Source organism: Coprococcus sp. RTP21281st1_F1_RTP21281_210402, assembly GCF_040915325.1.
GTDB lineage: Bacteria > Bacillota > Clostridia > Lachnospirales > Lachnospiraceae > Coprococcus > Coprococcus aceti.
This window is the reverse complement of sequence record NZ_JBCPDQ010000004.1, coordinates 61391-80034: the sequence shown is the minus strand read 5'-3', so window position 1 is coordinate 80034 and position 18644 is coordinate 61391. Positions and strand designations below refer to the sequence as shown.

16 protein-coding genes are annotated in these 18644 nt (G+C 42.9%); 1 reads left to right on the top strand and 15 read right to left on the bottom strand.

Translation table 11 applies throughout. The annotated features are described in order from the left end of the window. Window positions 1-132: 132 nt before the first annotated feature. The 3 genes from AB5150_RS06495 to AB5150_RS06485 all read right to left on the bottom strand — a co-directional run bounded on the left by AB5150_RS06495 (window position 133) and on the right by AB5150_RS06485 (window position 3072). Window positions 133-849 carry a glutamine amidotransferase gene (locus AB5150_RS06495; RefSeq protein ID WP_022215872.1) on the bottom strand — a complete coding sequence of 239 codons (717 nt, stop codon included), beginning with the start codon at window positions 847-849 and terminating at the stop codon, window positions 133-135. Next, on the bottom strand, window positions 849-2219 hold the full coding sequence (locus AB5150_RS06490) for a Mur ligase family protein (protein WP_022215873.1): 1371 nt from the start codon (window positions 2217-2219) through the stop codon (window positions 849-851). The genes AB5150_RS06495 and AB5150_RS06490 overlap by 1 nt, the downstream gene beginning before the upstream one ends. 91 nt (window positions 2220-2310) lie before the next feature. Further along, entirely contained in the window at window positions 2311-3072 is a 762-nt protein-coding gene (locus AB5150_RS06485) for a helix-turn-helix transcriptional regulator (protein ID WP_022215874.1), read from the bottom strand. Window positions 3073-3245: 173 nt separating this feature from the next. On the opposite strand from AB5150_RS06485, the gene AB5150_RS06480 reads away from it, so the two are divergent. After that, on the top strand, window positions 3246-4277 hold the full coding sequence (locus tag AB5150_RS06480) for a cellulase family glycosylhydrolase (RefSeq protein ID WP_349818798.1): 1032 nt from the start codon (window positions 3246-3248) through the stop codon (window positions 4275-4277). Between the two features lie 83 nt (window positions 4278-4360). Here the strand turns inward: AB5150_RS06480 and rlmD are convergent, their stop codons facing one another. The 12 genes from rlmD to AB5150_RS06420 all read right to left on the bottom strand — a co-directional run bounded on the left by rlmD (window position 4361) and on the right by AB5150_RS06420 (window position 18579). Next, window positions 4361-5725 (bottom strand): 23S rRNA (uracil(1939)-C(5))-methyltransferase RlmD, encoded by a 1365-nt coding sequence (rlmD, locus tag AB5150_RS06475; protein ID WP_368291521.1) that lies wholly within the window; start codon window positions 5723-5725, stop codon window positions 4361-4363. Window positions 5726-5736: 11 nt separating this feature from the next. Beyond that, entirely contained in the window at window positions 5737-6279 is a 543-nt protein-coding gene (locus AB5150_RS06470) for a prolyl-tRNA synthetase associated domain-containing protein (RefSeq protein ID WP_368291520.1), read from the bottom strand. A gap of 252 nt (window positions 6280-6531) precedes the next feature. Further along, window positions 6532-7029 carry a low molecular weight protein-tyrosine-phosphatase gene (locus AB5150_RS06465; protein WP_368291519.1) on the bottom strand — a complete coding sequence of 166 codons (498 nt, stop codon included), beginning with the start codon at window positions 7027-7029 and terminating at the stop codon, window positions 6532-6534. Between the two features lie 210 nt (window positions 7030-7239). Continuing rightward, complete coding sequence (locus tag AB5150_RS06460; protein WP_368291518.1) at window positions 7240-8061, bottom strand: hypothetical protein; 822 nt, start codon at window positions 8059-8061, stop codon at window positions 7240-7242. Between the two features lie 130 nt (window positions 8062-8191). Further along, the gene (locus AB5150_RS06455) at window positions 8192-8440 is read right to left on the bottom strand and encodes a tyrosine-type recombinase/integrase (RefSeq protein ID WP_004850440.1); all 249 of its coding nucleotides are present in this window, start codon (window positions 8438-8440) and stop codon (window positions 8192-8194) included. Window positions 8441-8631: 191 nt separating this feature from the next. Then, window positions 8632-9396: an endo alpha-1,4 polygalactosaminidase gene (locus AB5150_RS06450; protein ID WP_368291517.1), complete on the bottom strand. Its 765-nt coding sequence runs from the start codon at window positions 9394-9396 to the stop codon at window positions 8632-8634. Window positions 9397-9806: 410 nt separating this feature from the next. Further along, window positions 9807-11144 carry an aspartate kinase gene (locus tag AB5150_RS06445; protein ID WP_055273201.1) on the bottom strand — a complete coding sequence of 446 codons (1338 nt, stop codon included), beginning with the start codon at window positions 11142-11144 and terminating at the stop codon, window positions 9807-9809. Between the two features lie 316 nt (window positions 11145-11460). Then, entirely contained in the window at window positions 11461-11802 is a 342-nt protein-coding gene (locus AB5150_RS06440) for a hypothetical protein (protein ID WP_022216291.1), read from the bottom strand. Window positions 11803-11919: 117 nt separating this feature from the next. After that, window positions 11920-12909, bottom strand: a complete 990-nt coding sequence (locus AB5150_RS06435) for a sensor histidine kinase (protein WP_368291516.1) — start codon at window positions 12907-12909, stop codon at window positions 11920-11922. Window positions 12910-13187: 278 nt separating this feature from the next. After that, window positions 13188-14045, bottom strand: a complete 858-nt coding sequence (locus AB5150_RS06430; protein WP_242849703.1) for a LytTR family DNA-binding domain-containing protein — start codon at window positions 14043-14045, stop codon at window positions 13188-13190. After that, window positions 14030-15673: an InlB B-repeat-containing protein gene (locus AB5150_RS06425; RefSeq protein ID WP_242859148.1), complete on the bottom strand. Its 1644-nt coding sequence runs from the start codon at window positions 15671-15673 to the stop codon at window positions 14030-14032. The genes AB5150_RS06430 and AB5150_RS06425 overlap by 16 nt, the downstream gene beginning before the upstream one ends. A gap of 197 nt (window positions 15674-15870) precedes the next feature. Further along, on the bottom strand, window positions 15871-18579 hold the full coding sequence (locus tag AB5150_RS06420; RefSeq protein WP_368291515.1) for a hypothetical protein: 2709 nt from the start codon (window positions 18577-18579) through the stop codon (window positions 15871-15873). Window positions 18580-18644: the final 65 nt, after the last annotated feature.

Genomic DNA, 18644 nt, shown 5'->3' with positions numbered 1-18644 from the left:
CATAACTATACAAAATGTATAGTTTTATACATTACTACATATAAAATCCCCGGCAGCATACTGACATGTGTCCTGGATTTCAGGTACATATCAAAGGCCACCGGGGCTTAATTATCACTATAATTCTCTATATTATGACAGCTCCAGATCAGGCTTGCCATACTCAGCAAGCTTCACATCATATGCCTTGCGCATAGCTGCCTCAAATGGTATCTCTTTCATAGGAGCATCCAGTTTTTCCAACAGATAATGTACAAAATCAGGATTCTGAATGAGCAGTGGTCCATGAATGTATGTCGCAATTACTCTGTTCTTGCAGATTCCCTCATTCATGGTATCAGGATTGCTGCCCTGTCCGATCTCCACCTTGCAGAATGTCATATCATCAGGTATTCCGTAAGTGTGGGCAAATCGGCTTGTGTATCCGATGAGTGTCATATCGTTGAACTTCGCCTTGATGAGCGTGTTGAAACGATTCGGAGTCTGGCGGACTGAGTACATGCCCGGAACAACGCCAAGTCCTGTAACTCTGGTTCCATCCTCTCTCTTGATATAATCACCAAGGAGTTCCATGGAATTGCCAACCAGAAGGAAAAGCGCCTTTCCATCCTTCATGCATGCTGCGATCTCGTCCTTGTACTGCATCAGTCTGTCAAGCACGAGCTCCTGGCTCTTCTCGCTCATGGAACACATATACACCATGTCTATATTCTCTTTGAGGAAGAGTGGCTTCTCATTAAGTCCTGTTGTCACAAATTCCGCATCCGGCAGACATTTCTGCAGGTACATTGTATTTCCTTTGTCACCGTAGAGTGTACATATTTCCGGATATAAAATCTCAATCTTCATTATTTGTCACCCTCCAGTCTCTTGATTATCTTCTTCTTCATCTCACATGACATTCCGTAATTCTCACAGTCGTACAGGATATATATTCTGTCAACACCATCTATAGTCACATCATCTGCCGCAGCGACCTCGCTGAGATTTGTGAGTATCTTCTCCTCAGGGATACCAGCCAGTAAGCATCTCACCTTGTGGTCGTAGCATCTAGGTCCTGTGCAGATGACCTGTACAACATCATCCCTGTTGAACTGCTCATACTCCAGATCGTATATCCAGCCTGAGAACTCTATACTCTTCTGTCTGTCCTCAAGATCGTCCATCGCAAGGAGGATAGCCTTCTTGCCCTCCTCATTTGCCACATACTCAAATGTTCTGGATGAAGAAACCGCACTCTGTCCCTTTGAAAGCGCCTGGATTACTGTAACACCATTCACTGTGGTCTCGTTGTGGCGGGAATCCGGTATATGGATCTGACCCATGAGTTCCTTGATTCTCTCAGCCGAGAGACCGATCTCGCGCAGTGCCGAAATAACTGTAACTTCATTATATATATTGAAGAGAGCTGTATGGATCAGCGGATAAACTGTCTTCTTGTCTCCCTCCTGTATAGTAATTGTCATCTTCTCTCTGTCTATGTCGGTTGCCAGATACTTCTTGTCTGGTGAGTGAAGTCCACACTTCGGGCATACCACATCGCCGATGTGATGATATCTGAGGTAATTGTACTTCAGCTTCTCGCCGCAGTTAGGGCAGATCTGGTAATCCGCGATAAGGTTGTATGGCTCGGTCTTGTCATCAGGCTGCTTGCCGATTCCATAGAACACTCTGTAGCTGTCTTTCTTCAACATGCTTGAGCAAAGCTCGTCCGCATTCAGGATAACCTTTGCAGAATCAGGGCAGTAGGTATCTATGACACTGAAAATATAGTCAGGGTGAGCATTTCTCTTGAGTGAATCTCTGAAAAGTCCTGTTACAACAAGATAATCCGGCTTCACATATGGAAGTATCAGCCTTGAAGCACGCTCATCCACCTCAAATACAGTGGCATCCACTCTGACCTTTCCCGTAAATGTAAGGCTGTTGATGACATTTGTCGTACAGCCAGGGACGATATTGGAACCTGTTCTGTTGCTGACAACTCTTCTTCCATCCTTCTCCAAAACATCAGTTATCAGGTTACTACAGGTGGTCTTACCATTTGTTCCTGTGACACATATCGTAAGCGGTGCCTTGGGCGCCTGTGCCAGGAAATCCGGACATATCTTCAGGGCGATAACTCCAGGTGTATGCGTACCGTTCCTACCCAGGAGCTGGATGAGTCCCTTGCTCAGTTTTGCGGCTGCGAGAGCCACATGAAATCTAAAAGATGACATAGCTATTCATTCTCCTTATATATACAAATAAAACTCATGTAATTCTACAACCTTTGACAGATGTTGTCAATTATACCAGCACATAACAAGACTATGATTTCGCCTCTTTCCAGTGTTTCCTGTAATTTATCCTGCGATATGAATTCGGAGTCGATCCATATTTTGTCTTGAAGCATTTTGCAAAATAGCTTCCGCTGGCAAATGCCAGATATTGCGATATCTCCGTACAGGAAAAATCTGAATACAGAAGCATATTTCTGGCAGTCTGAAGCTTCTTCTCCATGATGTAATCTGAGATTGTCTGACCGACCTCCTTATGAAATAGTTTGCTCAGATAAGAGCGTTCCACTCCCACAAATTCTGCAATATCAGTAATTTCTATTTTTTCATGCAGATGATCATACACATAGTCCATCGCCCTTACACAATGAGGTGATATAGCAGCTTTCTTTTTCACCTTTTTCATCCGCCTGGCATAGTCCATAATCAGTTGGTTATGTACATCTATGATCTGCCGTTCTGTCTGCGCCTTGTCCAGCTTATTAATATAGAAGTCACTGAGATTGTAACTCTCCATCTCCTCCATCCCCTCTTCTATGCAAAATCTGGAAATCATTGCCACTAGCACTATCTCGTGATATCTCCTATTGCGAACCTTGTCATCTGACAATATTCCTCTTGACGCAAGAACAGCCTCATCCTCATCGCCTGTCAGCAACATTCCAGACAAAGCTTTCACATCACCGCTGCTCACAAGCTGATAAAAATCAAGCTCATTGTCGTATGTGGAATGTGCCAGTCCATATTCCCTCTGGACAAACTGCTGTTTTACTATCTCATTCGATATCTTCATTGTCTTTCTGCCTTTCCTCTGTGATATTCATATATCTCTATCACACATTTGTTATATAATTGACACATTTATTATATTCTCTTATCAACGCAAATGCTACTATAAACTCACAGAAAACGAAACAGGCAATGAGTGCAATATATATTTTACTATTTCACAGGAGGTTAAAGATTATGAGAACTTTAGACGGATTCAAAAAAGGCGTAAATTTAGGTGGATGGCTTTCACAGGGACCACTTGACAAGGAGCATCTCGACACATTTATCACAGAAAAAGATATTGCAAGAATAGCATCATGGGGACTTGACCACGTTCGTCTTCCTATTGATTACGACAATTTTGAAAACGAGGATGGAACTGACAAGGAAGGCGGCTATGCTTACATCGACTCTTGTATAGAGTGGTGCAGAAAATACAACCTCAATATGGTTCTTGATCTGCACAAGACATATGGATATATATTTGACGACGAGGCTCATCTTCTTGAATTCTTCCATGAGAAACCTCTTCAGGAAAGATTCTATGGAATATGGAGAAAGCTCATAGACAGATATGCAAAGGATGCAGACATAATGATGTTCGAGCCGCTGAACGAGGTCGTAAGTCCGACCGTTGTAAACGAGTGGAACGAAATATCAAGCAAATGCATCGAGATCATCCGTGCGAAAGCACCTACTGCCAAGATCCTGCTCGGTGGGGTTGGCTACAATGCTGTTACATCTATAAAGCTTCTCCCTCATCACAACGATGAGAACATAGTTTACAATTTCCACTGTTACGAGCCAATGGTATTTACCCACCAGTCTGCTTACTGGGTAACAGGTATGCCTTCAGATTTTCATATCGAATATCCGGGGGATTTCAATGACTACATGGAGAAATCCCGCCAGATCGAAGGGTGTATGCATGGGGCCATCACCGAGAGTAGCCTTGGACTTAATTCCATCGGACCTGATTTGTTCGAAAAAATGTTTCTCGACGGCATCAAGGCTGTTGAAGAAAGAGACGGATTTATGTACTGCGGCGAATATGGTGTTATAGATCAGGCACCACTTGACGGAACTCTGAACTGGTACAAAGATATCCATTCTGTATTTGAAAAGTACGGAATAGGCCGCGCCGCATGGAACTACAAAGAAAAAGACTATGGTCTTGAAGGCGAACACTACGCTCCTATCATCGATGAGCTTGTCAAATATATGTAACGTGATTTAATTTACGATAAAACCTTCCATTTTATATAAACGGAGCCGGTTCTCACTCATAGAGAACCGGCTTTTTGTTAATTTTATCCACGATGTACCGCACCCGCCCTTGTGAGGAGCACCACGGTCTCTACCCCGCGGGTGAGCGGGAACATGTCCACCGGTGTCATCCTGATGACCTGATAGCCGTGCTTTGTCATATATTTCAAGTCGCGGGCAAGGCTCTCCGGGCCGCAGGATATATACACTACTCTCTTAGGTCCAAGAGTGATGACCGATGACATGAATTCCTCGGTACTTCCTGACCTCGGCGGATCCATAAATACCACATCTATGCTGTCGCCTTCCTCAGCCACATCCATCATAAACCTTCCGGCGTCGTTGCTGTAAATGTCAACATTCTGTATCTTGTTCATCCTCACATTTACACGGGCATCATGCACTGCTGCCTCATTCAGCTCCACGCCGATGACCTTCTTTGCCCGGTCGCTTGCAGCTATGCCTATGGTTCCTATACCGCAGTAGGCATCGATCACGGTCTCCTTCTTCTTGAGATCCGCGTACTTGATGGCTTTGTCATATAGAACCTCGGTCTGCTCCGGATTGACCTGATAGAAGCTGCCTGGCGATATACGGAAACGCTTTCCGCACAGAATATCCTCTATATAACCCTTGCCGTAAATGACCTGATTTCTGTCGCCGATGACCATGCTGGTGTCCTTCATGTTGATATTCTGAACAACCGTTGTAATCTCCGGATGAGCCGTCACAAGTGCCTTTGCGAGATTCTTCTTGGACGGGAATACCGGCGATGCGGTGACTATGATCACCATGATCTGCCCGCTCTTTCTTCCAACTCTTATCTGCAAATGCCTGATAAGTCCGGTTCCTGTATCCTCGTTGTATATCTGGAGCTTGAACGACTTTATGAGTCCGGCAAATGTCCTGATGATGGCTGCAGCCTTGTCATCCTCCACATAACAGTTCTCGACCGGAAGGATGTTGTGTGTCCCCTCCTCGTACACCCCGGAAATTATTTCTCCGCTCTTCTTTCTCCTGAATGCCGCAGTGACCTTATTCCTGTAGTGATACGGATTCTCCATGCCTATTATCTTGTCCACCGGGCCAAATGCTCCGAGCAGGCCATCTATATACTTCTGTTTCTCAGCAAGCTGCTGCTCATATGGCATATCCACATACTGACAGCCACCGCACAGGTGGGATATAGGGCATTTGCTGTTTGGGTTGGGCTTATATTGTGATGAGTGTGCCTGCCGCGGTTTTCCCTGTACATTTTTACCTTTGCTTCCTGTTTTTATTTGTTTCTCTCCACCTGTTGCATCGTACTTTCTGCTATGTGTCTGTCTTTTTCTTTCGTTTACGCTGCCACTCGTTTTATTTTTTTCTTCTCTGCGAGGTTTGCCCCCGTTTCTTCGCTCTGCCATCATTTTTATCGCTCCTATTCTCCAGTGAGCGTCACCTTGATCATATCGTGGTGAACCGCCCCAAGAAACTTTCCAAATATATCCTCCGTCCTGACCTTCATACTTGATGTGTTCACACACGGATGGCATCCAAGATACTCGCCCTTCATAACATCCTCGTCAACAAGCAACTGCACATGATTCTCATGGTCATTCATGAGACCCATGACGCTGACCGCCCCCGGCCTGATATCCAGATACTTCTCCATATCCTCCGGCGATGCAAATGAAAGTCTCGCGCTGCCTATCTGCGATGTGATCTCCTTTGTCTTGAACGGCTTGTCGCCCGGCATCATGAGCAGATAGAACTGCGTCTTCTGCCTGTTGCACAAAAACAGATTCTTACAAATGGTTGCCCCAAGCACCGCATCTATCTCGTAGCATACTTCCATTGTGTCTGCTGGTGCATGATCTGTGCGCCAATACTCTATGCCGTGATCATCAAGGAAATCATAAACTCTGATCTCCCTCTCAAGTCGTCCTTCATTTGTATCCGGTCTGCCTTTGTATAATTCCATTTGTGTGCCCTCCGTTGGTGGTTTATATATTTTCTCTCATGCATTTACGCGTAAATCATATCACGTTTTCCGTGGCGTTGCTATATAAAACAAGCAATATAAAATCAATATAAAACCATGCCTTCGAGAGTGTAAACACATACCGGCAATACCTTGTCAGAATAAAAAGGAACAATCTGACAATATCAAATGCACCTGCGTTCAGCTGGTGCACTCAATAATATCCCATTGTTCCCATTTTGATAATATTATCTACAACCTATTGCCTTGCCTAAGATAATCAAGAAAGCCCTCACATCCCTGACACACATCCCTGTATGTCTCATCAAATCGTCCCGTATACCACGGATCCGCTATAGATTGTCCATATCTTCCCGCATAATCGAGCAGCAAATGTATCTTGTCCTGGTAGTCCGGACCGGTTATGCGCATTGTGTTCATCACATTTGCTGTATCTGCGCAGAGCAGGTAATCATAATATTCATAATCCTGCTGTGTGACCTGTCTTGCCCGCTTGCCACTAAAGTCTGTATAAGCCGTCTTACCTATGCCATGCGCCCTCAGCACTTCCTGCGCCGGCGGATATATCGGATTGCCTTTTCCGCCCCAGATCTCCTCAGTGCTGGTGGCCGCAGAGGCTATATCAAATTTATCTGCTATACCGAGCTTTTCTACCATGTCATTGAGGACGAACTCGGAGATGGGGGAACGGCATATATTGCCATGGCAGATGAATAAAACCCTAATCATAAATTTCTCCTGTTCTGAAATGCCCTGTATTGCCGTGTTTTGCGTTGATTTATCGACTTTTCCGGGCATCGTATTTTTATTTTCTAAAACTACACTTTTTGCAAAATAATGCAAAACGGAGCAAACGGATGCCTTGTGTAGTAGTCAAATCGTAGTCAGTTAAGGGGGTCAGACTACGGATAGAGATGTGCATTATTTATAATTTTAATGTTAATCCTCGTTGTCTAATTTCAACTGATTTTCGTAACCATATAATATCTCCCTTATATCTACTCTACTCCAACAAAAATGGCCTCCCTTACTACTATTATTTAAAGGATAATGAATTCCGTCACACTTCCCAAGCAAAGTTAAATCCTTTGGACGATTTCTCCTCGAGCTCTCATAAATATGCATTTGGTATCTATTACCTGTTTTTCCTATATGAAAGCATACTCTTTTCGATGTACGAAGAGCATCTATACTTTCGGGTTTATCTTTAGTTAAGAAAAAGTATACATCTGCTACTTCATCAGCCACTCCATTTACATTCCAATCCCTCAAATATATTTTGTTCACATAAAACAAAGCATACCAACCAAGATATTTTTCATAACTCTCTATTTTCTCTTTAATTTGAAAAAAATATACATCTCCCTCTTCCCATCCCAAGACATATGGTTTATGAACAGGAATTTTTTTATATTCCGGCATCGTCTCTTGTAACTGCACTTTCAACTTGTCCAATACCTTACTTCTCTCATACCTAATTCTTTCTGTTTGCCAACGTTGCGATACTCTATCTTCTTCTATCAACTGAAGTGCTATTGTTTTAATTTTTTCTGTCAATCTTCCCTTTTTCCACAACGTATCTGCCAGACCAAAATAAAAATCATATTTGCAGTCGATATCCTCCATGTCCTCCTGATATTCTGATAATATTTCCTTCAGAGCAACTTCATCACTTTTCCCCGACTTAAGTTTTGCAATATAATCTTCTTTCACATCTGCACTTATGTCATTTTGATAAATGCCTACTCCCCATGTTCCCATCAAATCTCTCCTTAACAAAATGTTTTTTGTTTTCAATTTACATTATATCGGCCAAGGCATATTTTTACCAGTCAAAAAGGCACCCAAGCTATATGCCTGAGTGCCACCAGTTTCCACCAATATTCTATTATCAAATCACCTTGAACATATTCTGTTTCAAAGGCTTATCATCCTTGTCCGAAATCCCCATCTCTTTTCTTGCATTTTCCAACCCCTGCATCTTCTGAAGTTCTTTCTCCGCATCCTCAAGTCCAACATGGGTGTAAACATTAAGTGTCACGGCAATATCCGAATGCCCCATGAGGTACTGCAATGTCTTAGGATTCATGCCAGATTTCGCCATGTGACGGACGGCTCGCAATGCTATCAACTTTTTCATTCAAATAAGCACCTCCAAAGCTTTATGTTTCTTTTTCAAACTTGCTGGCGGCGAACAGCATTTTATGCTGTTTGCGGACGGCAAGTCCACAGGGGATAGCCGCTTTAGCGGCGCAAGGGGGTGTAGCCACCTTGACGGAACGAAGTGACGAAATTTAATTTGCTCATCTTTTTCGTATTTCTCAACACTCATTATCTAAGTTCAAGGGAATTGGAAATATAAAAATGGAAATCTTGTTCCTTGCAGTATTCTTTTATTTTTCGAATCAGTTTTTGATTAGTTGTATATTCCAACAGATACACTTCCACCCCATCCGCCTTGCACGTTTCCAAATATTTGCAGAAATAATCTCTCGTCTCGCTCGTTTGTTCATGAAAAGTTCCGCTATCAAAATCAATACTGCTCCATACTGATTCCTGATTTACACCTGTCATAATCTGATCAATCGCCCCATAGCGTTCCCTATATTCCGCCACATAAGTATCTCCACCGTTGATGACGACCGCTTTTCCAAACGTCATTATGTTTTGTAGAATCGCTGTAATGCCTTCAAAAATACTCTCGTGCGGATCGTAATAATATACATCACAATTATCTATAAAGAATCCGTCAACACCTTTTTCATATAGTTCCTGAGAAAGCTGTCCTATAAACTTCTGCCAGTCTGGGTTTGCTACATCTACCCATTCTTCTTCCTCCCAGTGCTCATACTCACCGATTGCCAGTTCCGCATAGGTTGTATAGTACTCCCTGAAGTTTTCAATCGACCCAATATTTAGATATGTATATACGACTGTTCCATTTTGATGGAGCAATTCAATATCCCTTTTTGTAAAATACTGTGCATCAATTACAATCGTTTCATACATTTTAAATCGTTCCAAAGATGAGGCGTCCGCATTTAAAAACACCCCATAATCGTTTTTCTCAAATTCCTTTGCTTGATTGGCTTTCACAAAAAAACATCCACCAATAAACATTAGAACAAATAATACAGCCAAGGCTACTGGTTGTTTGGTCCTCTTCCCGCACAATGCCTCCCACACCCTTTCGGTAATTCTCGTTTTTTCCTCATGACTATCACATTTTACACATTGATGATTACGTTTTCCCAGATTTTTTGCTCAATTTGCATTCAAATTATACCCTAAAACTTGTGAACAGTTCTACCGTCATTTCTCTCATTGCTGCTTTTTGTGGGCTGTCTTTTCTTATTGCCATAAAAATAACCTCCAAACTGAGTAATCATCAGTTTGGAGGTTTTCCGCCATATTCTGCCCTGTGTTGCCCCATTCTGCAAAGGTATGCATTATCAATACGTGCCCACCCCTACGATGCTTAGCAATCTGTTATTACTTGTCTGTCATTACTTGTTAGTTATAAATGTGTTATATATTGCCTTTATGGCTGTCTCAAAATCACTGTTCTCTACTCCGATTATGATATTCAGCTCTGATGAACCCTGGTCTATCATCTTTATGTTGATGCCTTCCTTTGCAAGTGCGCTGAACAACTTGCCTGCTGTACCACTTGCTGACTTCATTCCACGGCCTACTACAGCTATAAGTGCAAGTCCTGACTCAATCTCAACTGAATCCGGCTCTGCAAGTCTGTGGATGGCAGATATAACTCTCTGCTCCTTGTGTACGAATTCATCAGCATGAACTACGATAGTCATCGTGTCAATACCTGATGGCATATGCTCAAATGAGATATCATTCTCCTCAAATGCCTGAAGCACCTTCCTTCCAAATCCTATCTCTGAATTCATCATAGCCTTTGTAATAAAGATTGTACAGAAATCCTTCTTACCTGCAATACCTGTTACAACATAATCCTGCTTCTGGCAAGTACTCTCAACTATCCAGGTTCCTGCGTCCTCAGGCGCATTTGTGTTGCGGATATTGATCGGGATACCACAGTGGCGTACAGGGAATATCGCATCCTCATGGAGAACTGATGCACCCATGTATGAAAGCTCACGAAGCTCTCTGTAAGTAATATATTTGATCGGCTTTGGATCTGGAACAATACGTGGGTCAGCTACAAGGAAGCCTGAGACATCTGTCCAGTTCTCATATACATCGGCTCTGCTTGCCTGTGCGACTATCGAGCCCGTTACATCTGAACCGCCTCTGGAAAATGTCTTTACCTTGCCATCCTTGCCAAGTCCATAGAATCCTGGAACAACCGCATGCTGTGTCTTGGCAAGTCTCTCACCAAGTACCTTCTCCGTCTTATAGCTATTGAGATTGCCCTCTGCATTGAAAAAGATAACCTCTGCAGCATCTATAAACTCAAAGCCAAGATATGCAGCCATAATCTTACCATTGAGGAACTCTCCTCTTGATGCCACATAGTCCAGTGTGCACATTGGGTCCGGATTGGTAAGATCCTCCAACTGCTTTGTAATCTCCTCAAAATCCTTATCAAGTGAAAAATCCTTAATCTCAAGGCCTGTGATGATCTCATCATATCTGGCCTTAATCGCCTTCACTTCCTCTGTGAAATCATTCCCTGCCTTCGCAGTTTCATACACATGAAGGAGCATATCTGTTACCTTTGTATCATCTGAAAATCTCTTTCCAGGTGCAGAAGGAACAACGTATACACGGCTCTCATCTGATGTGATGATTGCTCCAACCTTTTTAAACTGCTCTGCACTTGCCAATGAACTTCCGCCAAATTTTACTACCTTTTTCATAATTCCACTATTTCCTTTGCCATATTCTTATTTGAATGTCTTTATTCTTAAGATTCGCTGGCGAATCTTGCCGCAAGCTGCCAGTCAGCTCTGCTGACATATATCATATCAGCGGCTCAGCAATCCTCACGGAGTGTATATCTCTGTCGAAGATAGAGTCCAGACTGAGATATAAAACATAAAAATACACATGCATTTTAAACGTCTTTTTGCAATATAGCAAGAGAATTTTAATTTTTGCTATTAAAAAAGGGCAGGCACTCCAATGCGCCCGCCCCTCTGGTATGCAGTCTTCACCACGTGATCTAATAATAAACTATTTTGAAATTTCTTCCTTAACCTGAGCAACCCACTCATCAACCGTACCATACCAGTCGATCATTTCCTGAAGCTTTTCTTCCTCAACATCATCATCGCTCTCTAAGATCTGTTTATGCTCATTGAGCACACCGGCCATGTCGACCATTGTATCAACCAAATCCTGATCATAAGCCTGTGGATTTTCGTTGATAATGTTTGCAACCTCATTAAAAGATGTACTTGTCTTATTGAACGCATCAATCGCAGGCTGCTTATCTGCACCGCCGCATGCCACCAGAGACATTCCCATCATCATGGTCATTATGAGAACCATCAGTTTTTTCATTGTCTTTTTCATAATAATATCCTCCTCTTTATTGCAATCACATAATCTGAGTATATTTTATTATGTATTTGCAATCAGTGAGGTCTAAATGCACGAATCGTACCAAAAATGTATCGAATCGACACTCTTTTACAATGACAGTCTGAGCGTAAACTTGCCATCCTTTTCCGCAAAGCTGAAAACCCCACCGTAACGCTGCACGATCGCACATATGCTCTGAACGCCTATACCATGTCCTTCCATATCAGACACAGGTATTCCATTTTGAAACTTTATGGGAGCTTTACAGTCATTTACCACCTGTAAAAAAAGGTGTTTATTTCTTTCATAAAAATTCACATCAATCTCGCATGATCTTCCCTCTGCAGCCAAAGGCACACATGCATGCAAGGCATTTTCCAAGGCATTAGACAAGAGCACACACAGATCACTTTCCGACACAGTAAAATCTGCGGGAATTGCACATTGTATCTTTATTTCAATTTCTTTCTTCCTGGCTCTACCCGCAAATGAAGATAGGATCAGATTCACTGCCTCATTTTCACAGTATATTTGGACCTTCTGCGCCTCAATCTCCTTACATATTCCCGATATATAAGCCTGCGCCTGTTCAACTTCACCATTTTCTATACATGTAGACACATACTGCAGGTGATGACGCATATCATGGCGATACTGTCTGGTCAATGTCTGCGACTCGCGCAGACTGCTGATTTCCCTCACCGCCTGACTTAACTGCAGATCCAGATTATTCCGGATCAGCTTCATCTCATTCTGCATCTGTTCCTTTTTGGAGTTATATAAGAGAAAGGCCAGATATGCAACACAGCATACAAAAGGCATAAATTCCGCTACAACGTAACTGCCACTCAAAAGAAGGTTCGTATACACTATTGTAAAATAGTCAAATACATAATATAGCGCCGGTATGATTCCAAACTGCCATTGCTCCCTGAGACTTTTATCTGACAATCCTCTGACTGCAGGTGACACAAAATGAAGCAGAAGCAGCAATGCAGGGATTGTAACCACAAGTTCTGTAATATCCTGCATCATCTGCCTTCCCGAAAATGCAGCAACTGTGGCAAGTGCAACCCATCTTCTAAGTTCGCAGCACAAGTATGCCGCCTGTACAGAAAAAACAGACCACAGCAATTTCCCTGTCAACATCCAGAGAACAATGACCAATGGAAGATGCACCGCCAACGGATAAATATGTCTTACAAAATCAGCGCCCTTGCTGAAATATAATATGCTCTGTATCAGAGGGAGTAAAACCATGCATCCTATGAAAATGAGTTTTCTTTTCCTAGTGGACAGCGCATTACAAAAAGACGCTGATAATATTCCCCCAAAAAAGCTCACAGCCATATTGTTAAGAAGCGAAATATATAGGCTCATATCATTACCTGCCTGTTCTGGAACGCATATTCAAGGAATGCATCCTTTACTTCATTGTATTTTCCCCGTGGAACCGGTATTTCTGCAAGACTAGACATGGTAATCCCCCTAAATGTTATGTTTTGCACATATTCCAGATTTACCAGATAAGAACGGTGAGGTCTGTGAAAAAAAGGATACGTGGAAAGCTGCTTTACAAGCTCATCCATGCTGCCGGCGCTTTCCAGTACTTTTCCTGTATTCAGGTGAAATATAAGGGTGCGATGAATGACTTCGCAATATTCCAGGGCTTTTATATCTATACGGGTGATTCCACTCTTACATCGCAGAATGAGGCTGGTCTCCGCCTCCTTTTTACAGGCTGCAAGCACAGAATCAAGCAAACGGAAAAAGCTCTCTGCCCAGATGGGCTTTAATTGATAATAGTATGCGCCTATAACGTAAGACTGCACCGCAAACTCAGAGGACGAAGTGACAAATATGATCTTGACGTTTTTATCGTATTTTCGTATCTCCGTTGCCGCTTCAATTCCATTCTCTCCCGGCATCAAGACATCCATAAACAGGATATCATATCTGTTTCCCTTCTCTATTTCCGCCACCAGGTCAAAAGGATGATTAAAAATATTGTATTCTATTTTGCAGTCTCTCTCCGCACAATACTGTTCCATAAGCCTTTGCATCTCAGCAAGCACAGAAACATCATCATCACAAAACGCAATTTTTGCCATAATCCCCTTTATGCCTCCTTGGCGCCAAATATTTTCTCCAGCACTCATTATCGCATATTTTTCACAATTCGACAACAAAGGGGGATATTGCATCGATTTATACGAATTTATTTTCTCACCCACCTGGCATAGAGTTTCCTGCTACCGGTGCTGCCGGCTGCAATCTTCGTAACCTTTTTCTTGAATTTTGGATCGCTGTACCACCCCTTGAATGTATAACCCTTTCTGACCGGATTCTTCAAGACTATAGTCCTAGATCTGACGGTATAACCGGCTGGATTGGACCGGCTGTTTGTCCCCTTGCCAAGCCTGTACTGGATCTTATACTTTACCAGCTTCCACCTTGCGTATAATGTCTGATTCCTGGTGGTCCTCACAACCGAGCTGCTGCCGATCCTGCTGCCGCCACTCTTTGCTGTGTACCAGCCTGCAAATGTATATCCCCTTCTGGTCGGTGTCGGCAGTGCTCCGTAAGTTTTTCCACAAATGACTGTCTTACTTCCAGAACTCACACGCCCTCCATTTGGAGCAAATACTATTCTCACGCGCTTTACTGTGTCCGTATATTTTGCAGTAAAAGAAAGCTTGGTGGATGTTCCTGCCACACGCAATGCAACCTTTTTACTTCCCGCCTTCCACGTCATCTGATTTAAGGCATATGCGATAATCCCATTTTGAATACCCGAAATGCTCGGCGGATATGACGCATTGTCAGTGCTAACTTCGAATCTGGTTTTACCTGCATTGAGATTTTTCTGAATCCTCTCAGCGTAGGCTCGCGCCCACTTTGCGGCATCTCCGTTTCTGACAAAGTAGTTGTCTGCCAGGCTTGTAGAACGTGTGCCATAACCGCTTGCCGTATAAATCTGATCATGACCGTTGTGTGCCAACGCCATGAGTTCATCCGTCAGTCCAAAATACAAATGCGTTTGATCAAAGTTATAATAATTGTCTTTTGTATCATCCCATGTACAGTCCACCTGATACCATTTGCCATCCAGCTTCATGGCATTCCAGGTATGTCCATCATAGGTATCCCTTGTCTCAGCATTTGTTATGCCGGCTGCAGTAAGCAGTTTTGAATAGGCACTCTCATAGGCTTGACATGTGCCCAGCTTTCGTGTCAGTGCGCTCTCTGCCGAAGACCATTTCAGGGAATGATCGTAATCAAGCTGCTGCAACAGCCAGTCATGCAGCCACAATGCCTTTTCATAGTCCGAACCATCCGTCTCCTTGCTGCACTTTTTTACCGCAGCATTCACGATGTCACCCACGCTCGGATAAGCCCTGTCCGATACCTGTATATTTGTGCTCACACGCATATAATAGACACCTGACGTCTTGTCCATTACATAAAACCTGAAGTTATAGATTCCCGAAGCGGTCATTGTGAATTCAAAGTCGTGAGATTCGCACTCATCTGTATATTGAATCCACGCTCCGCGGCTTGGATCCGCCACGGATTCAAAACTATACTCACCCGGATTGGAATAACTCGGTGCATCCATTCTAAACAAATACCGGCCACTGCCACCATCCGCCGAAACGTGGAATGTTGTATCCTCTCCTAATTTGGGTTCGTTCCATTCAACCTTTAATGCGACACCTTTTTGAGGATCACTTTCAACACTGTACTTATATTCTGTAACTCCCTCTTGGGGATTTGTTGATGAACCAGCAGATTCTTCCTGCGCATAGCTTATCACCTGGATCGTCAGTGCGGCTGTCATCACCAGTATTAATGTCAACATAAATGTTGCTAATTTCCTTTTTATCATAAGCAGTACCTTGAACCTTTCTTAATGTCAAAATAACATCACTACATATCAATCTCTTAATATATCTAGCATAACAGAAACACCGTTTTTTTGCCACAAAAAAACCCCGCTGCAGAGTATTTCTGCTTCGGGGTTTTGCGGTTATCTGTTGACCGGTTCAGATAACACCATTACTTGATTTTTGCGCTTATAAGCTTGCTGTAATCAGAAGCCACAACAGCCTTTCCAGCCTTCTTGTTGGCAACAACCTTGAAGTAGTAGGTCTTGCCGCTTGAAAGCTTTTTGATGTTTGCGCTGTTTTTGATAACAGTGAGCTTTTTGAAGCCGCTGTTTTTCTTTGTGCTGTAATATACCGTATAGCTGTTTGCACTCTTAACCTTTGTCCAACTGACGGTTGCCATTTTATTTCCTGCTTTGACCTTGACCGAAGTCGGCGCAGAAAGCTTTGTTGCGGTCAGAAGCTCCTTTGAAACGAGAGAAAGAACCTTTTTGCCATCAATCTTCTTATAGGCTTTGACAACAATCTTGTACTCCGTACCCTTTGAAAGCTTTTTAAATGTGTGTGAGAGCTTCGTTGTATCAGCTCTATTGACAAGCTTTTTGCCCTTGTAAAGGTATACTCTGTATCCGCTTACACCGGCAACCTTTTTCCATGAAGCCGTGATTGAGTTTGTGGTCTGCTTAACGCTGATCTTGCTCGTCGCGGCGGGAAGAATGTTGAAATTCAGCTTTTTGCTGCCGCTGTAATTGCCCTTGAAGGTAACGGTTACTGTTGCCTTGCCGATATTTTTGTTTTTGCTGTAAGCAACGGTGTAATCTGTTCCATTCTTAAGCGTTTTTTTGTTTGCATCCTTAACGATGACCGAAGGCTTCTGAACCTTTCCGTTATATGTATACGCCGACTTTTTCAGCGAAACTGACTTAATTCTCGCTATCGAAATTGTTGGTTCTATCGTACTGCAAACAGTGCACTTCTTGGTAATCTTGCCATTTGAGGTAAGAGTAGCCTTGACAACAGACTTGGAGTACTTATGTCCGAGAGCCTTGACTTTGGTCTGAGCGACTATAACGGTGTTGCAAACCGAGCAGTGCTTACCTTTGGTGAGACCCGTCTTTGTGCAGGTTGCTTTAATTTCGTTATCTATAACCGCATTATGTTCCTTACAGGAGATGTTAACTATGCAGTCTTGACTTTCTGAATTAGTGATATACGGTGTAACATCGTAGGTTTTGTCTTTTTCAAGTCTGACTTCGGTAACTTTGCCTTTATTGTTACTAGAGACGAATTCACTAAGCCGGTTATTCTCAACAAGGTTTACTTCTGTTCCCTGAATATTTCCGCTGCCGAGATTTGACGAAGTTATGGTGATAAGATAAACCTTCGTTTCCGTCGGAGTAAAGAAGTAAGCGGTTATGTTTTTACAGGAATTGTCACCGTAACCTATTTTGGTCGGGTTAACATATTGCTTGCAGCTTTGGCAGTATGTGCCATTACATACAAGGCTCTGGTGCTGCTTCGGAATGACTTTCTGAATTGCATACTCACAGCCAGTGTGTTTGCAGTGTCTGGATTCCCTTCCATCTTTGTCGCAGGTTGCCGGCCAGTCAACCGTATAGGTGTCGCTCAAATCGTGTCCAAGTGCTGGCAGTTCGGTGTAACCCTCATAATATTTGCAGCCGAAGCACTCATAGCCGACCGTTCTTCCCTTTCTGATGCATGTTGCCTCTTTAGCAGCGAGAGTTCTGCCAAACTGATGCTCCTGGAAGCTTTCAAGAGCATCACACTTTTTACAGTACTTGTAGTGACCAAGAAGTGATGTCCTTTCCTCTAATTCAGGCTCAGAATCGTGACAGGAGGAGATAATTTTTATATCCGCATCCAACTTAACAAAGTCAGGCCAGGTATTGTATGCCCTGGTACCGTTGTGCATAATAACATAGTTCGGCTTTTCCAGAGATTGTGATAGAACTATGTCATAGAAATGAGGAGGCTGGCCACCGTAATAGATTGAATTTACATTTCCCTTTTGTCCAATATAACAGCCGCCAAGCCTTACTTTTCTGCTGGATGGGGTGTTTTGGAAATATATTGTGCTGAACGGCTGTTCATTAAGAAGCTGATTTGAAATTACTTCTATTTCTGAGTTTCCTGTTATTGTAACATTGCCCTGCGGCTCCGGTCCGTATGAATATATACAAGACGGGACGCGTGCATTATTCTGAATAAGAGTACCGGTGATATAGAGATTGTTTATATCATAGAAGGAAATAACGTGGTGCCTGTTCTTATCGTTTATATAAGTGTCACTTCCGGATTGTGCTGTAAGAGTGAGATTATAGTTGATAAACTTCCCTGCTTTTCCAAGAATATTCACATCTGCGTTTGGGTTATTCACAGCGATCATCGAAGTTCCGTTGGCTGTTGAGTTAAAGATTATCTGTCCGCCGGACTGGGTTGTGGTAATTGTGAAGTCGGTGTTTGCCTTGGAACCTGAAAAAACCACAAACAGATCCCTTGTCTCCTCGTCTGAACGAATATCTGTTGTAACTTTCAGGGTTTTTCCGTTCAAGTCAAGGGTGATTTTTCCAGGATAGCTAACTGTGATTTCGGAATACCACTCCTGCTCATCCTGATAGCTCCAATCGCCCGGAACTTGCTCTTCGTAATCTATGTTGTTTTTGAGAACAACAAGCTTATCGGGTGGGTTTGTCTCGTTCGAGGTGGCTTCAAGAGCTTTTTCAAGCTCAGCAAAGTTAGTTACATAGGTTGTGTTTTCGTCAACCGAATGATTGTCCGCTGCCGAAACAGTAAATACTGATGCCCCGAGCATCAGTATGACAAGTGTTACGACAGTCAAAAGTTTTTTCTTTTTGTTCATAAGTTTCCCTCCTTTTAAAATTAATAATATGTAAATGTTTCCCTTCCCTACCTTAATCGGCAATG

What these genes read in the sequence shown, in the direction of transcription:
- AB5150_RS06490 (WP_022215873.1), bottom strand. Translation starts at nt 2,219, where the DNA reads ATGTCATCTTTTAGATTTCATGTGGCTCTCGCAGCCGCAAAACTGAGC.
- rlmD (WP_368291521.1), bottom strand. Translation starts at nt 5,725, where the DNA reads ATGATGGCAGAGCGAAGAAACGGGGGCAAACCTCGCAGAGAAGAAAAA.
- AB5150_RS06480 (WP_349818798.1), top strand. Translation starts at nt 3,246, where the DNA reads ATGAGAACTTTAGACGGATTCAAAAAAGGCGTAAATTTAGGTGGATGG.
- AB5150_RS06440 (WP_022216291.1), bottom strand. Translation starts at nt 11,802, where the DNA reads ATGAAAAAGACAATGAAAAAACTGATGGTTCTCATAATGACCATGATG.
- AB5150_RS06455 (WP_004850440.1), bottom strand. Translation starts at nt 8,440, where the DNA reads ATGAAAAAGTTGATAGCATTGCGAGCCGTCCGTCACATGGCGAAATCT.
- AB5150_RS06460 (WP_368291518.1), bottom strand. Translation starts at nt 8,061, where the DNA reads ATGGGAACATGGGGAGTAGGCATTTATCAAAATGACATAAGTGCAGAT.
- AB5150_RS06495 (WP_022215872.1), bottom strand. Translation starts at nt 849, where the DNA reads ATGAAGATTGAGATTTTATATCCGGAAATATGTACACTCTACGGTGAC.
- AB5150_RS06485 (WP_022215874.1), bottom strand. Translation starts at nt 3,072, where the DNA reads ATGAAGATATCGAATGAGATAGTAAAACAGCAGTTTGTCCAGAGGGAA.
- AB5150_RS06425 (WP_242859148.1), bottom strand. Translation starts at nt 15,673, where the DNA reads ATGTTGACATTAATACTGGTGATGACAGCCGCACTGACGATCCAGGTG.
- AB5150_RS06465 (WP_368291519.1), bottom strand. Translation starts at nt 7,029, where the DNA reads ATGATTAGGGTTTTATTCATCTGCCATGGCAATATATGCCGTTCCCCC.
- AB5150_RS06445 (WP_055273201.1), bottom strand. Translation starts at nt 11,144, where the DNA reads ATGAAAAAGGTAGTAAAATTTGGCGGAAGTTCATTGGCAAGTGCAGAG.
- AB5150_RS06420 (WP_368291515.1), bottom strand. Translation starts at nt 18,579, where the DNA reads ATGAACAAAAAGAAAAAACTTTTGACTGTCGTAACACTTGTCATACTG.
- AB5150_RS06470 (WP_368291520.1), bottom strand. Translation starts at nt 6,279, where the DNA reads ATGGAATTATACAAAGGCAGACCGGATACAAATGAAGGACGACTTGAG.